At 61.1% G+C, this 15,244-nt stretch carries 13 protein-coding genes; 3 read left to right on the top strand and 10 right to left on the bottom strand.

The features are described 5' to 3' along the window. Positions 1-30: 30 nt before the first annotated feature. Genes zitB through ACSBQV_RS08970 form a run of 3 tightly spaced genes read right to left on the bottom strand, consistent with a single transcriptional unit; the run spans position 31 to position 4,795 of the window. Positions 31-993 carry a CDF family zinc transporter ZitB gene (gene zitB, locus ACSBQV_RS08980; protein WP_033652340.1) on the bottom strand — a complete coding sequence of 321 codons (963 nt, stop codon included), beginning with the start codon at positions 991-993 and terminating at the stop codon, positions 31-33. Then, positions 993-4,193 carry an ATP-binding protein gene (locus ACSBQV_RS08975; protein ID WP_099785356.1) on the bottom strand — a complete coding sequence of 1,067 codons (3,201 nt, stop codon included), beginning with the start codon at positions 4,191-4,193 and terminating at the stop codon, positions 993-995. Before ACSBQV_RS08975 ends, zitB begins: the two co-directional genes overlap by 1 nt. Then, on the bottom strand, positions 4,190-4,795 hold the full coding sequence (locus ACSBQV_RS08970; RefSeq protein WP_099785354.1) for a response regulator: 606 nt from the start codon (positions 4,793-4,795) through the stop codon (positions 4,190-4,192). The genes ACSBQV_RS08975 and ACSBQV_RS08970 overlap by 4 nt, the downstream gene beginning before the upstream one ends. A 212-nt stretch (positions 4,796-5,007) precedes the next feature. On the opposite strand from ACSBQV_RS08970, the gene aroG reads away from it, so the two are divergent. From aroG to ACSBQV_RS08955, 3 genes are all read left to right on the top strand, one after another. Further along, positions 5,008-6,060 carry a 3-deoxy-7-phosphoheptulonate synthase AroG gene (aroG, locus tag ACSBQV_RS08965; protein WP_025301893.1) on the top strand — a complete coding sequence of 351 codons (1,053 nt, stop codon included), beginning with the start codon at positions 5,008-5,010 and terminating at the stop codon, positions 6,058-6,060. Between the two features lie 259 nt (positions 6,061-6,319). Further along, positions 6,320-7,510 (top strand): YjgN family protein, encoded by a 1,191-nt coding sequence (locus tag ACSBQV_RS08960; protein WP_099785352.1) that lies wholly within the window; start codon positions 6,320-6,322, stop codon positions 7,508-7,510. Between the two features lie 7 nt (positions 7,511-7,517). Next, positions 7,518-8,555 (top strand): M48 family metallopeptidase, encoded by a 1,038-nt coding sequence (locus ACSBQV_RS08955; RefSeq protein ID WP_099785350.1) that lies wholly within the window; start codon positions 7,518-7,520, stop codon positions 8,553-8,555. Positions 8,556-8,601: 46 nt separating this feature from the next. On the opposite strand, the gene gpmA is transcribed toward ACSBQV_RS08955, so the two are convergent. From gpmA to ACSBQV_RS08920, 7 genes are all read right to left on the bottom strand, one after another. Continuing rightward, positions 8,602-9,354 (bottom strand): 2,3-diphosphoglycerate-dependent phosphoglycerate mutase, encoded by a 753-nt coding sequence (gene gpmA, locus ACSBQV_RS08950; protein WP_004939834.1) that lies wholly within the window; start codon positions 9,352-9,354, stop codon positions 8,602-8,604. A 216-nt stretch (positions 9,355-9,570) separates the two neighbouring features. Beyond that, on the bottom strand, positions 9,571-9,918 hold the full coding sequence (locus ACSBQV_RS08945) for a PsiF family protein (protein WP_033642211.1): 348 nt from the start codon (positions 9,916-9,918) through the stop codon (positions 9,571-9,573). 197 nt (positions 9,919-10,115) lie between these two features. Beyond that, on the bottom strand, positions 10,116-11,159 hold the full coding sequence (galM, locus tag ACSBQV_RS08940) for a galactose-1-epimerase (RefSeq protein ID WP_099785348.1): 1,044 nt from the start codon (positions 11,157-11,159) through the stop codon (positions 10,116-10,118). Then, positions 11,153-12,304: a galactokinase gene (galK, locus tag ACSBQV_RS08935; RefSeq protein ID WP_099785346.1), complete on the bottom strand. Its 1,152-nt coding sequence runs from the start codon at positions 12,302-12,304 to the stop codon at positions 11,153-11,155. The genes galM and galK overlap by 7 nt, the downstream gene beginning before the upstream one ends. Then, the gene (gene galT, locus ACSBQV_RS08930) at positions 12,301-13,353 is read right to left on the bottom strand and encodes a galactose-1-phosphate uridylyltransferase (protein WP_099785344.1); all 1,053 of its coding nucleotides are present in this window, start codon (positions 13,351-13,353) and stop codon (positions 12,301-12,303) included. The genes galK and galT overlap by 4 nt, the downstream gene beginning before the upstream one ends. Before the next feature lie 284 nt (positions 13,354-13,637). Next, positions 13,638-14,456: a CPBP family intramembrane glutamic endopeptidase gene (locus ACSBQV_RS08925; protein WP_033652347.1), complete on the bottom strand. Its 819-nt coding sequence runs from the start codon at positions 14,454-14,456 to the stop codon at positions 13,638-13,640. Between the two features lie 165 nt (positions 14,457-14,621). Beyond that, a complete protein-coding gene (locus ACSBQV_RS08920) occupies positions 14,622-15,194 on the bottom strand; it encodes a cysteine hydrolase family protein (RefSeq protein ID WP_033642216.1) in 573 nt (190 codons plus the stop codon). Positions 15,195-15,244: the final 50 nt, after the last annotated feature.

The following is a 15,244-nucleotide window of genomic DNA, read 5'->3' as shown; positions in this document are numbered from 1 at the left end:
CAGAGGGCGCCGTGATGGCGCCCTCCTGGCTTAGTGGCGATGCCCCAGGTGCGAATGCGCTTCGGCATGTGAGTGTTCACTCGGCTCCGGCGCCCGATTGATACCGCAGTCCGGCGTCTCGCAGTGCCGGTACTCCATCTGAATGGTCACGTGGCCGATCTTGTAGTGTTGCAACAGATAAGCCTGGATGCGTTGCAACAGTCCATCGTGGTCATGTGGCGGGATCACCTGCGCATGCAGCGTCATCAGCTTCTGTTCGCCGATCTGCCAGACGTGTACGTGGTGGATATTGCGCACTTCCGGGATGTTCAGGCACAGGTCTTTTTGCAGCTTGGCGATGTCGACCTCCTGCGGCGTGCCTTCCAGCAGCTCGTGGAAGCTCTCCTTCAGCAGCCGCCAGGCGCTGCGCAGCACCAGACAGGAGACCAGCACCGACAGGATCGGGTCAATCGGCGTCCAGCCGGTGGCGAGAATAACGATGGCCGCGACGATAGCGCCCACCGAGCCGAGCAGGTCGCCCAGCACATGCAGCGCGGCGGCGCGCACGTTGATATTTTTCTCTTCGCTGCCGCGATGCAGCAGCCAGAAGGCGAACAGGTTCGCCAGCAGCCCCGCTATGGCGATGATCAGCATCGGGGTACCCATCACCGGCTGTGGTTCGAAGAAACGCCGTATCGCCTCCCACAGGATGAATACCACGATCACCAGCAGCGCCGCGGCGTTGAGGAAGGCCGCCAGCGTGGTCAGGCGCAGGTAGCCGAAGGTGTGGCGCGCGTTGGGTTTGCGCTGGGAGAAGTGCACCGCCATCAGCGCCACCAGCAGCGCGGCGGCGTCGGTCAACATATGGCCGGCGTCGGCCAACAGCGCCAGCGAGCCGGACAACAGGCCGCCGACCACCTCGGCCACCATAAAGACGGCGGTGACTAAAAAAGCGGTCAGTAGGCGTTTACTATTACTGTCTTTCGGCAGGTGTACGTGTGGAGTGTCCGACATTATTCATCCTTATGCATAGCGAAAGAGGGGGCGGCGGCGAGCAGAGCGTCCAGCTCCGGTTCTATCTGCGCCACTAACGCCTTTAATTTAGTATAAGCGGCGGCGGCAAGCTCGCCCCGACGTGCGGTATCCACCAGCTGTTGGCATAGCTGCGCGGCTTCCGGCAGCTGCAGCATCAGCAGGCTGCCCTTGATGCGGTGTGCCGCCTGCTCCAGGCGAGGCCAGTCGTTCGCGGCGACGGCGTCCGCGAGCCGCTGCCGGTCTTGCCGCAGCGTATCGCCTAGCGTCTGCGCCAGCCGCTGCAGCATGGCGCCATCGCCGCCCGCCATGTCGGCCAGCGTTTGCCGTAGGTCAGTAAGGACTGACTTTTCTTCCTGAGCCTGAGGTTGCTGAGCCAATACCTGGCCGATCGCCGTCAGCGAAATCGGCTTGGTCAGGAAGTGATCGATCGCCACCAGCCCCGGCGGGATGCGGGTAAACTCCTGCACGTCCGCCGAACAGAGCACGATGCGGCAAGGCGGGCGCTGCAGCCGCTGTTCGTCGCGCCGGATCAGCCTGGCCAGCGTCAGGCCGTCCGGGCGCGGCATGTTATAGTCGATAAACAGCAGGTCAAACGGCTGCCGTCGCTGGGCCTTCAGCAACGCATAGCCTTGTTCGAAGCGGGCGGGTTGCTGCCCGAAGTGGCGCAGTTGGCGTTCCAGCAGCAACAAATTGGTGGGATGATCGTCGATCAGCGCGGTACGCAAGGCGGAAGACGGCAGAGCAAAGGTGTGCTCCTCCTGGGCGCCAGCCGGCGCGTCGCCGCTCAGCTCGACCGGTATCACTACCTCGACGCGGGTGCCGACGCCCGGCTGCGAGTGCAGCTCTATGCGGCCGCCCATCTGTTCGACGATTTCTTTGCAGATAGACAGGCCCAAACCGGTACCTTGCACCGAGATGCGTTGCGCGCCGCGCGCGCGGTAAAACGGTTGAAACAGCTTGCCTACTTCATCGGCGGCGATGCCGCAGCCGCTGTCGTTCACCGTTAACTGCAACTCTCCCTGCCGTTCATCCTGCGCGCGCCAGCCAACTTCGACCTGAATGGTTCCGCGCGTCGTGAACTTTATCGCATTGTTTATCAGGTTGTTAGCCACCTGAAGTAAACGCTCACCATCAATGACCACCGCCTCCGGCAGCGCCGGATCCGCCGTCACCTTCAACGTCAACGGCCGTTCGCCGATAAGCGGGCGGTAAAGGGCGTCAATGCGCGCGACCCAGGGGCGCAGCGCCACCGGTTTTGGCGCCAACGTCAACGACCCGGTTTCCAGTCGGGCGTGATCCTGCAGGTCGTTGAGCAGGTTGAGCAGCGATGAGGCCGAACTGTAAATCACCGGCAGGCCTTCCGGCGCCGGTTGGCGTTTGAGCTCCAGTTCCAGCAGGCCAAGGATGGCGTGCATCGGCGTGCGCAGTTCATGGCTGACGGTGGCGAGGAATTTGCTCTTCATGCGGTTTTCCGCTTCGGCGCGGCGGCGCGCCTGCTCGAGCTCTTCGCGTTCGCGTTTTTCACGGCGCTGCAGCATGAAACGGCGCAGCGTCAGCGCCAACAGCAGCACGGTGGCGGCGGCCAACAGCGCCAGCAGCCAGGTGGTCTGCGGCGGCATGCGGTTGTCGTTCACCGCGTCGATAAGGTTGCTGCGGTCGACGATCCACTCGTCGCGCAGCGATTGCAGGGTATCCGCCGGGATTTGCATCAGGTTCTTATCGAGGATCGCCAGCAGCAGCGGCTGATCGCGGCGTACGCCGAACGCTACCGGATAAGGGATGTTGTTGGCGGCGAAGGCCAGTTTGATGGCGCCGGAATAGCGCGACAGCGCCAAAAAGTTGGCGGAAATGACGTTATCCACCAGCGCATCCAACTGGCCGTTGGCCAGCGCGTCGTACATCGACTTGCTGTCGGCGAAGCTGACGGTCTGTTCCTGCTCCGGCACCAGCCCCTGAGCCAAATCGCCCTGCAGCACGCCGATGCGCTTGCCGGCCAGATCGCTCCAGGTCGAGACGCCGTTGGCATACTGGCCGACGTAAACGCCCCACAGCGAACGGTGGATCGGCATGCTGGCGCCATAGCGCGCCTTGACGCCGCGCGCCAGCGGCAGGGCGGCGCGGAAGCTGGCCTGGCCGGATTGCACCAGCTGATCGGCCTGCTCGGCGTTGCGCGCCCACAGCGGCGCGAAACGCAGCCCGGTGTTTTGCGCGATGATGTTGAGAATATCGATGGCGTAGCCGCGCGGCTGGCCGTCGGAACCGCGGTAGGCGAACGGGAAGTTGTTCTCGATGGCGGCATAGTAAACCACGCGGTGGCTCGCCACCCAATTCTTCTCCATCGTCGTCAGATCGGCATTGCCGGTATCGAGGTAGCTGGGGATCTTTTTGCTCCAGCGGCTCTGCAGGGCATTCATCAGTTCCATCGGCGCGTCGGCGATGGCGGTGTCCAGCGTGTCTATCAGGCGCGGGTCGGCGGCGGCGAACACGAAGGAGAGGTTGCCCAGGTTCTCGTTGCTTTCAATTTGATAGAGCTGGCCGAGCTGCAACTGGTCGATGATAAAGCTGGCGCTGGCCTCGTCGGCGATAAAGTAGTCGCTGCTGCCGTTGAGCAGCGAATAGACCGCCTGCAGGTTGTTGTCGTAGCGCTGGATCTGCGACGCCACCGCCTGCAGGGCGCCGCCGGACTGCATGTCGGTCAGCGCGCCGATCGCGACGCGGGCGTTGGCGGAATTGAGCATCACCGGCCTATCGTTGCTGCGATCGCGCAATACGCGCAGGTTGCTGATGTAGTAAGGCTGGGAGATCTCCAGCCCGTGCAGCGCTTCGCTCTGCGGGATGCCGTACAGCAGATCGACCTTGCCGTCGTGCAGCGCCTGTTCCAGCTGGGTCAGATCGGCGAAGCCGTAAATGGCGAAGCGGATGCCGGTCACCTGCTGAATATAGCCGAGGTAGTCGGCGTTCAGCCCATACAGATCGTCGTCCACGATGATGTTGTACGGGCTGGTGTTCTCACTGATGATGCCGACGCGCAGCGTGCGATCGCGCCAGGGATTTTTCTCGCCGACGATCAGCATATTCTCGGGGGTATTCAGGTTGCTGACCAGCTGATAGCGCACCGGCTCCGCCGCCTGCGCCAGGCCGCACCACAGGATCAGCAGCAGCAGGGCGCGGCGCATCATGGCGCCAGCTCTTTAAACACCGCCACCAGCTCCAGCAGGTTGCCGGCGCCGGTTTTGCGCTGGATGTTTTTTTTGTGCGTGCTGACGGTCTTGTTGCTGATGTGCAGCCGGTCGGCGATCTGCAGGTTGGACAGCCCCTGGCTCAGCAAGCCCAGCACCTCGAGTTCCTTAGGGGTGAGCAGCCCGCCGTCCGCCGTCGGCGCCTCTTCGGCCAGCGCGGCGGCGGGGAAGCTGGTTTCACCGTCCAGCACCTGTTCGATCGCCTGCACCAACTCCGCCAGCGGGCTGCCTTTATTGACGAAACCGTCGGCGCCGGCGGCATGCGCCATGCGCGCATAGACATCGGCTTCCTGCGCGGTGTAGATCAGGATCTTTTGTTGCGGATAGCGGCGGCGGATTTTTTTCAACAGCTGCAGCCCGTCGACCTGCGGCAGGCCGATATCCAGGATCACCAGGCCGAAAGCGGCCTCGGCCAGCAGGGCCAGCGCCTGTACGTCATCCTGCGCCGCCTGCAGGCGGTAGGGGCGGGATGATTTCATTAGCGCCGCTTCCAGTGCGACATGAACCACCGGGTGGTCATCAACTAATAGCAGAGAGGGCATGTTCAACTCGGGTCACTTTATATTCTGATCGCTAGCATAGCGAAAAAGGAGGCTCTGCGCTCGCCAGATGAAACAGCACAATCTGCTGTTAATTTGGCGGTTCCAGCGGCGGGGGGCAAAGGTGATTTACAGCGCCATTCTCACAGGCTAGATTGTTGGGATCTACACCGTTACGCACTGCGAAATACCCCACGATACCGAATGGAAAAGCTATGAATTACCAAAACGACGATTTACGCATTAATGATATTAAGGAACTCCTGCCGCCGGTGGCTTTGCTGGAGAAATTCCCGGCCACTGAACGCGCGGCAAAGACGGTGTCCCAGGCCCGCAGCGCAATTCACAATATCCTCCGCGGCAGCGACGATCGCCTGCTGGTGGTGATTGGCCCTTGCTCCATCCATGATACCCAAGCCGCCAAAGAGTACGCGGGGCGCCTGCTGGCGCTGCGTGAAGAACTGAGCGGCGAGCTGGAAGTGGTGATGCGCGTGTACTTCGAAAAACCGCGCACCACCGTGGGCTGGAAAGGCCTGATCAACGATCCGCAAATGGACAACAGCTTCAACATCAACGACGGCCTGCGCCTGGCGCGCAAGCTGCTGGTGGAGATCAACGACAGCGGGCTGCCGGCCGCCGGCGAATTCCTCGACATGATCACGCCGCAGTACCTGGCGGATCTGATGAGCTGGGGCGCCATCGGCGCGCGCACCACGGAATCGCAGGTGCACCGTGAACTGGCCTCCGGTCTCTCTTGCCCGGTCGGCTTCAAGAACGGCACCGACGGCACCATCAAGGTGGCGATCGACGCCATCAACGCCGCCGGCGCGCCGCACTGCTTCCTGTCGGTGACCAAATGGGGCCACTCGGCGATCGTTAACACCAGCGGCAACGGTGACTGCCACATTATCCTGCGCGGCGGCAAAGAGCCAAACTACAGCGCGGCGCATGTGAAGGACGTCAAAGCCGGTCTGAGCAAAGCGGGGCTGCCGGCGCAGGTGATGATCGACTTCAGCCATGCCAACAGCAGCAAACAGTTCAAAAAACAGATGGACGTGAGCGCCGATGTTTGCGGGCAAATTGGCGGCGGTGAAAAAGCGATTATCGGTGTGATGATCGAAAGCCACCTGGTGGAAGGCAACCAGAGCCTCGAAAGCGGCGAGCCGCTGGTTTACGGCAAGAGCGTCACCGACGGCTGCATCGGCTGGCAGGATACCGAAACCGTGCTGCGCGATCTGGCGGCGGCGGTGAAAGCGCGCCGCGGTTAATCGCGTAAAGAGGGGCTCGCCAGCGGGCCCTTTTTCTATTTACCTTAAAATTTTATATCTCCTGTCAATTTAAGGCCTACAGTCAATAGGCTTATTAAATCATTAGGCGACCGTCTTCGCATTATTCCTATTTAATAAAAGAATAATTGTCACCGCTCTCGGCATTGTGCTTATATAAGACGCTTTTTTATTCCATAAACCCCGCAGGCCTAATAAGTGGGGAGTGGTATGACCTTATTCCTTTCAGGACGAAAGAATTATGACAAACAATACCTCGCAGCCGCTGGGGCTGCATCGGATTAAATTCCATGGGAAAGGTGGTGAGTACTTCGCTATTTGGTTAGTCAACGCGTTATTGACGGCTCTGACCCTGGGCATCTATTCCGCCTGGGCGACGGTGCGTCGTCGTCGCTATTTTTACGGCAACACGGAATTGGACGGCGATCGTTTCGATTATCATGCGCAGCCGCTGCAAATTCTGAAAGGGCGGCTGTTGGTGATCGGCGGCATCATCGTGTTTTATATCTTGCTGGCGATAACGCCTCTGCTGGGGCTGCTGGCTTTGCTGGTGTTGCTTGCCCTGTTGCCGTGGATCGTTATCCGCAGCTGGCGTTACAATGCGATTATGTCGAGCTATCGCGGCGTGCGTTTTAATTATGTCTGCCGCACCGGGCGCGCCTATTGGGCTTTACTGTTCTGCCCGTTATTGCTGATTATCGGGCTGTATGTCGGTCTGATCGTCTTGCTCGGCATTGGCAGCGGTCTTGGCAGCATCAACGCCATCGCATTTATGCTGGTGCTGACGCTGATTTTGGCCGTGCCTGCATTTGCGGCGGTAAACGGCATTATTAGCGCACTGCAGCATGATTTGTACGTTAATAACCTGTTTTTCGGGAACACGCCGTTTATTGCCGAACTGAAGAAATCGGCCTTTATCAAATTTGCCTTGATCGGCCTGCTCATATTCCTGCCGTTCATGTTGGTCGCGCTGGTGTGCATCGGTTCGTTCTTCTTTACCCTCTATCAGATGGTGTTGATGGGCATGTTGACCAACGAAGCCATCGATGTGCTGGTGCTGGACAATATCAGCAGCCTTCTGCTGATGATGGTGGTGCTGCTGATCGGCGCCCTGGTGGCCAGCAGCTACCAGGTTGTCGCCCAACGCAACTACCTGTTTAACCAGGCAAGGCTGAACGGCGACATCAAGCTGCATTCCTCAATGAAAACGCTGCCGTATATGGGATTGTTGATCACCAATACCCTGATTACCCTGTTCTCGCTCGGTTTGGCGGCGCCGGTGGCGGAAGTGCGTCATGCCCGTTATCTGGCGGCGTGCACGGCGGTTGAAGGCGATCTGGCGCTGCTGGACATTACGGCGCATCAGGAAACCGCCAACAGCGCGGTGGCCGAAGAAGCGGTGCAGGCGCTGGATCTGGGCGGCAGCTTCTGAGGCGCCGATGATCCTTGAAGGCGCTTATCAGTTGCCGGGGCGGGCCGCACGTGAGGCGGCTCGTCTGCTGGTGAACGAAAGCGGCGAAGGCGTGACGCTGCAGCGGCAGGATGAACAGCGTTACATCCCGCTGACGGACATCACCGTTTCTGCCGCGCTGGGCAATATTCCGCTGACGCTTACCTTCAAGGGCGGCGGGCGTTTTGTGCCCGACGACGACGCGGCCTTTCGCCGCTGGTTCTATCAGCGCCGTTCGCCGGGGTGGGTGCATCGCCTGGAACGCCATAAACGCGGCGTCGCCCTGGCGCTGCTGCTGACGCTGCTGGCGGTAGTGGCTTACGTTTACGTGGTGCTGCCGTGGGCGAGCAGCGAGATCGCCATGCGCATCCCCACCTCGGTGGAACAGAAGCTGGGCGAACATACGCAGACGTTCTTGGAGCAGAGCGGCTTCGCACCCTCGGCACTGCCGGCAGAGCGGCAACTGGCGCTGCAGCAGCTGTTCCGGCAGGTGATGCCGGCCGACATGCGCCAAGAGCGCACGCCGCTCTCGCTGAAGTTGATGGCGGCGCCCGGTGCGCCGAACGCCTTTATGTTGCCGGACGGCACGCTGGTGCTCAGCGATAGCCTGGTCACCTTGTCGAAAAACGACGATGGCCTGGCGGCGGTGATGCTGCACGAAATGGGGCATCACGCTTATCGCCATCCGATGCGCATGTTGGTGCGCTCGTCACTGGTGGCATTGACGCTGATGTGGATGACGGGTGACGTCAGCGGCATCGGCGACACGTTGCTGCAGTCCGCATCCTTCGTAAATGAGATGCAGTTTTCTCGCGGGATGGAGCGTGAGGCGGATGCGTTTGCGATAGCGGAAATGCAGCGCCAGGGGCGTTCGCTGGCGGAAATGGCGGCGATCTACCGCGCGTTGGCACAGGCGCCTGAACGAGAAAAGACCGATGACTGGGCGCTGCCTGCCTGGCTCAGCACTCATCCGGCGATGCAGGAACGGCTGGATGCGGTGAATGAGGCGATGGCGCAGCAGAAATAAAAAAGCCCCCGGTGAAAACCGGGGGCTTTTTCGTGAACCGGCGAAATTACTTCGCTTTACCCTGGTTCGCCACGGCCGCCGCTTTTGCAGCGATCTCATCGGCGTTACCCAGGTAGTAACGTTTGGTTGGCTTGAAGTTCTCGTCGAACTCATACACCAACGGCACGCCGGTTGGGATGTTCAGCTCGAGGATTTCGTCTTCGCTCAGGTTATCCAGGTATTTCACCAGCGCGCGCAGCGAGTTGCCGTGCGCCGCAACGATCACGCGTTCGCCGCTCTTGATGCGTGGCAGGATTTCTTCGTCCCAGTAAGGGATAACGCGATCGATGGTCAGCGCCAGGCTTTCGGTCAGCGGCAGCTCTTGCTCGGTCAGCGAAGCGTAGCGCGGATCGTGGCCAGGGTAACGTTCGTCTTCTTTGGTCAGCTCCGGCGGGGTCACCGCGAAGCCGCGACGCCATTGTTTCACCTGCTCGTCGCCGTATTTTTCAGCGGTTTCCGCTTTGTTCAGACCCTGCAGCGCGCCGTAGTGACGTTCGTTCAGCTTCCAGGATTTTTCGGTTGGCAACCAGGCCTGATCCAGCTCGTCGAGGATGTTCCACAGGGTGTGGATCGCGCGCTTCAGTACGGAGGTGTAAGCGAAGTCGAAAGTGAAACCTTCTTCTTTCAACAGCTTGCCTGCTGCTTTCGCTTCGGTGCGGCCCTTGTCGGACAGATCAACATCATACCAACCGGTGAAGCGGTTTTCTTGGTTCCACTGGCTTTCGCCGTGACGCACCAGAACCAGCTTAGTTACAGCCATAGCTTAACTCCTTAATAATCTGACATTTCAATGATAACGAAAATCATTATATTGCCGCGGGCCGGGGCTCGGCAATCGATAGTGTCTAACCATAGCCAATTTCTTGCCGCAAAGTAAGGGCTGGAGAAAGGAAAAAGCTGAATCGTTCAGGCTGGGGCGGAAGGGGGAGAAACGGCGCGTCGGAATCGCTTCGGACGCGCCGTGGCAGAGGGAAAATCAGGCCGATTTTTTCAGGCAGTTGCTCATGAAGGTTTTACGCGCGTCGCCCTTCAGATCCTTGGTCTTGGCGTCGGCGTTGCAGCTTTTCATCTTCTGCTGCTGCGGCGTCAGGGTTTTGCCCGTTGCAGCGGCGCCTTCGGATTTCAGACAGGTGCTCATAAAGGTGGAGCGGTCCGCGCCTTTCAGCGACTTGGTGGATGCCTGCTGGTTGCAATCGGTCATGCGTTTCTGTTGGGCCGCCTGCGCCGGCGAAGGCGTTTTCGTCGCCGTCGTCGCGTCGGCCGCCATCAGATTGGTGCTCAGCATTAAGCCCGCCAGCAATGGAAGTGCAGTAATCAGACGCATAGGTGTTCCTTCAGCTATTGATTGGCCGCCATCGGCCGAAAATTGTGACGTTGCACAAGGCGTTGTGCTTATCACGGTAGCCTGAGTGTAGTGCGCGCTTTGGAATAAGGGAAGGTGGGCGCCGGCGGGGGGATAGGGCTAAAAGGTAAGCATTTATAACAAATCGCCCCCGGCCGCACGGCGAGGGGCATGGCGGGTTAGATAGGATAAAACTGATAATGCGTGGCGCTGCGGTAGCGGCTCCCCGGCTGCAGCCAGCAATCCGGCTGCGGCCACTCGGGATGGTGCGGGCTGTCCGGCAAAAACTCGCTTTCCAGCGCCACGCCGGCATGGTTGGCATAGCTGCCGCCCTCGCGCGCCGGCGTGCCGGCCAGAAAATTGCCGCTGTAGAGTTGCAGCGCAGGTGCGTCGGTGAACACGCTCATTTGCACCTGCCCGTCGGCGGACCATAAATGGGCCGCCGGGCTTTCCAGCGCGCCGCAGATGCGGTGCAACAGAAAGGCGTGATCGTAGCCGTTGACCCGCTGTTGGTCGCGATCGCGCAGGAAATCCTGCAGCAGCGTTTTCGGTTGACGAAAATCCATGCCGCTGCCGTCCACCGGCGTCAGCTCGGCGCAGGGAATGCCCTCGGCGTCGACGGGCAGATAGCGATCGGCGAACAGCTGCAGCCGTTGGGCGCGGGCGTCGGTGCCGGGGCCGTCCAGATTGAAATAGGCGTGGTTGGTCAGGTTGACCGGGCTGGGGCGATCGACCTGCGCCAGATAGCTGATTTCCAGACGATTATCGGGGGTCAGGCGGTAGCAAACCTGCACGTCGAGATTGCCGGGGAAGCCCTGATCGCCATCCGCTGAATGCAGCGCATAGCAGACCTGGTGCGCATCCTGCTGTACCCGGCGCCAGCGGCGGGTATGAAAACCGTCGGGGCCGCCGTGCAACTGGTGCGCGCCCTGATTGGCGAGCAGCGCATGGGATTTACCGTCGATGGGCAGGCTGGCATTGGCGATGCGGTTGGCGTAACGGCCAACGGTGGCGCCCAGATAGGCGCCCTGACGTTGATAGTCCGCGGCGCTGCGGCAGCCGAGCAGCAGCTCGCGTTTTTCGCCGGATGTGAGCGGTAATACCGCGGACAACCAGGTGGCGCCCCAGTCCATCAGGGTGACGGTCATGCCGCCGGCGTTTTGCAGCCGCGTCAGCTGGTAAGGCTGCCCATCGGGCGCCGCTTCCGTGCTCACCGTCAGCATGTGCCGGCCCCCTGCGAAGCCTGGCAGACGTAAAACGTTTCCCGCAATCCGCCGGTTTGCCGCGGATACTCGTGCGCCACGGCGGCGCGCACCGTTTCCACGAGGTCCTGTGGCATCAGCGCGACGATGCAGCCGCCAAAGCCGCCTCCGGTCATGCGCACGCCGCCGCGCGGGCCGAGGGTCGCTTTGACAATCTCGACCAACCGATCGATTGGCGGCACGGTGATTTCAAAGTCGTCACGCATCGAGGCGTGAGACTCCGCCATCAGCCGGCCCATGCGTTGCAGATCGCCGGCCGCCAGCGCATCGGCCGCCGCCAACGTGCGGGCATTCTCGCTGATGACATGGCGCGCGCGTTTGGCCACCAACGGATCCAACTCATGTTGACGCGCTGCAAACTGTTCGGGGCTCACGTCGCGCAGCGCCTTGACGCCGAAGAAACGCGCCGCTTCTTCGCACTGTTTGCGGCGGGTGTTGTATTCGCTGTCCACCAGCCCGCGTTGCACATTGGAGTTGATGATCACCACCGCCACGCTGTCCGGCATCGGCACCGCGCGGGTCTCCAGCGAGCGGCAGTCGATCAGCAGAGCGCTGTCGCGCCGGCCGAGCGCGGAGATCAGCTGGTCCATGATGCCGCAGTTGCAACCGACGAATTGGTTCTCCGCCTCCTGGCCGTTCAGCGCCAGCGCCACGCCGTCCAGCGGCAACTGATAGAGCGCCTGCAGCGCCTGGCCCACCGCCACTTCCAGTGCGGCGGAGGAGCTGAGCCCCGCGCCCTGCGGCACATTGCCGGCGATCACCAGATCCGCGCCGCCGAAATCGGCGTTACGGCGCTGAAGGTGCTTCACCACGCCGCGGACATAGTCAGACCAGCGCTGGTCGGGATGGCTGACGATCGGATCGTCGAGCGAGAATTGATCCTGCTGATTCTGATAATCGGCGGCCAGCACGCGGATCTGACGGTCGTCGCGCTTGGCGCAGGCGATAACGGTTTGGTAATCGATGGCGCAGGGTAGCACGAAGCCGTCATTGTAATCGGTATGCTCGCCGATCAGGTTCACCCGCCCCGGCGCCTGGATGGTCAACGCCGGCGCATAGCCGAAGTGTTCGGTGAACAGGGAATGGGTAAGCGGTTTCAGGCTCATGCTTGGGCTCCGGCTTCACGGTAATGAATATCGCTGACGGCGCGCAGACGCTCTGCGGCCTGTTCGGCGGTCAGGTCACGCTGGGTTTCCGCCAGCATCTCGTAACCGACCATAAATTTGCGCACGCTGGCTGAGCGCAGCAGCGGCGGATAGAAATGGGCGTGCAGCTGCCAGTGCCGGTTGTCGGCGCCGTTGAACGGCGCGCCGTGCCATCCCATCGAATAGGGGAACGAGCACTGGAACAGGTTGTCGTAGCGGCTGGTCAGCTTCTTCAGCGCCAGCGCCAGATCGCGGCTTTGCGCCGCGCTGAGATCGGTGATGCGCTGCACCGCCGTTTTCGGCAGCAGCAGCGTTTCAAACGGCCAGGCGGCCCAGTAGGGCACCACCGCCAGCCAGTGTTCGGTGTTCACCACGATGCGTTCGCCTGCGGCCAGCTCGCGCTGCGCATAGTCCAGCAGCAGCGGGGAGGCATGTTTCCGGAAATAGTCGTGTTGCAAGCGATCTTCGCGTTCGGCCTCGTTCGGCAGAAAACTGTTGGCCCAGACCTGCCCGTGCGGGTGCGGGTTGGAGCAGCCCATCGCCGTGCCTTTGTTTTCGAACAGTTGCACCCAGGGGTAGTGCTTGCCCAGCTCCTCGGTTTGCGCCTGCCAGGCGGCGACTACTTGCTCCAGCGCCGGCAGCGTCAGTTCGGGCAGGGTCTTGCTGTGATCGGGAGAGAAACAGATAACCCGGCTGACGCCGCGCGCGCTCTGGCTGCGCATCAACGGATCGTGGCTGTCGGGCGCCGGCGGCGTATCGCTCATCAGCGCGGCGAAATCGTTGGTAAAGACATAGGTGCCGCGATATTCCGGATTGCGATCGCCGGTGACGCGCGCGTTGCCCGGGCACAGGAAACAGTCGGGATCGTGCGCCGGCAGCGTTGCCGTGGGGACGCTCTCCTGTTGGCCCTGCCAGGGGCGCTTGGCGCGGTGCGGTGAGACCAGCACCCACTGGCCGCTCAGCGGGTTAAAGCGGCGGTGCGGATGGTCGATAGGGTTAAATTCCGTCATACGGTTCCTTTCTTGGCGTCGACGACGGTGTAATCGCTTCCAATTACCGTCTTGATACGCCCATTGCTGAACAGGGAGTGGTCAATGCGCAAAAAGATAGCATGGCTACAGCGATAAAAAGGTGATCCAACGCGAAAAATGGAATCGTTTACACTTTGGTGAAAAGCGCAGGACAGGCGGCGTAAAGCAGCATGCAAAGCGGTTGATGGCGGGGCGGTGAGGCGCTTGTGATAGCGTTTTCATCCAGCCACCGGCAGAGAAGCACTCTCTGCCGGCGTCAGACGTTAGGGATGCTGATACAGCGGGTAGGTGAAGAACAGCAGATGGGTCAGGTTCAGTCCGAAATGGAACAGAATCGGCACCCACAGACGGCCGCTCCACATCCACGCCAGGCCGTAGATCACGCCGGCGAGGGTCGCGAAGATCACCATCAGCGTACCGCCCGCCAGATGCGCGGCGCCGAACACCAGGGAGGCGACGATCAGCGCCGGCCAGGCCCCCAGCCACTGGCTGAGGCGCTGCTGCAGGTAGCCGCGAAACAGCGCTTCTTCGGCCATGCAGACGAAGAACAGGTTCGCCATGACGAAGGGCAGGATCCAGGCGGGCGCATGCAGCTCGATTTTTAAGCCGCCCAGCGCCACCGCCAGCAGCAACAGCGCCGGGACGGCCAGCAGCAGCGCAATCCAGCCCGCCTTGCCGCCGTTGCCGCCGCGTTCGGCGGAAAACAATGTGGGCAAGCAGGCGAACAGCAGGAACGGCACCATCGCCTTGTCGAAGTTGTAATACATGGTGAACGGCGCGCTGAGCGGGCCGGCCTTTTCGCCGTCGATCATCAGCTGGTTGTGGATGCCCGGCACCAGATGCAAGAACAGCGCCACGCAGCCGGCGATCACCAACCCTTCGAGCGCGATCGCCAGATTACGCTGCGCGCGAAAATAATGACGTAGACCCGCCAGCGCCACGATGGCCAACAGGCAACCCAGGCTGAGTGGCGTCAGCACCCCATGATAAAGCCCCATGCCCGCCGAGGCGGCCAGGATCACCCAGGCTATCAGCCGGTTAAACGGCAAGAAAAATAACGAAGCAGCCAGTACGCCCCACATAATATATCCCTTAAATATGTACACGGCGCTCAGCGCCTTTGCGGCGTGCGATGATGGCGAAATTGAGCGCTAAAGCGGATAGTAGCACACCAGAATGACGCTAAAGGTCGGGGCAGTGATGCATTCGTGCATTATGCCGGCCGACACAACCGGCGGCGATGTAGCTTAGCCTCTCATCCAGGCCTGCGAACGGGTGATTTCGGCCAGATTTTGCAGGGTATCCAGACTCTGCTGGTGGATCTCCTGCGTAGGGGCTGCGCACAGATCGTGCAATACGGTCACCTGAAAGCCGGCGTCGTGCGCCTGACGCGCGGTGCTTTCGATGGCGAGCGGCGTGCTGATGCCCGCCAGCAACAAATGGTGGCACCGATGTTGCCGCAGCCAGGCTAACAAATTGTTACCGGAGAAGGCGCTAACCGCCGTTTTTTCAAACTGCAGATCGGTCTCTTCCCGGTGCAGTTCGGGCACCCAGCGGCATCCCGGGCCGTTTAGCCGCAGCGCGCCGATCTGCTTGAGATGGTTGAACAGCGGCGAGTGAGGCGGGATGTCATGATAATCGTCGGCAAATCCCACCCGCACCCAGATCACCGGGATTTTCCGCACCCGGGCATAGGCCGCGGCGGCATTGACGTTAGCGAGCAGGTGGGTCGCCGCCACCTGTTCACGGCAGTGGTTGGCGCGGCCTTTGGGCCCGATAAGATCCTCGATCAGGTCGATGATAATCAACGCAGCGGACATGGCGTCTCCAGAAAATGGCCTTCTTTCTTTCTATGATAAAAGGCCAAATG

Origin of the sequence: Serratia sp. B501, assembly GCF_051172315.1 — a bacterium.
Lineage (GTDB): Bacteria > Pseudomonadota > Gammaproteobacteria > Enterobacterales > Enterobacteriaceae > Serratia > Serratia ureilytica.
This window is presented reverse-complemented; position numbering and strand designations above follow the sequence as displayed.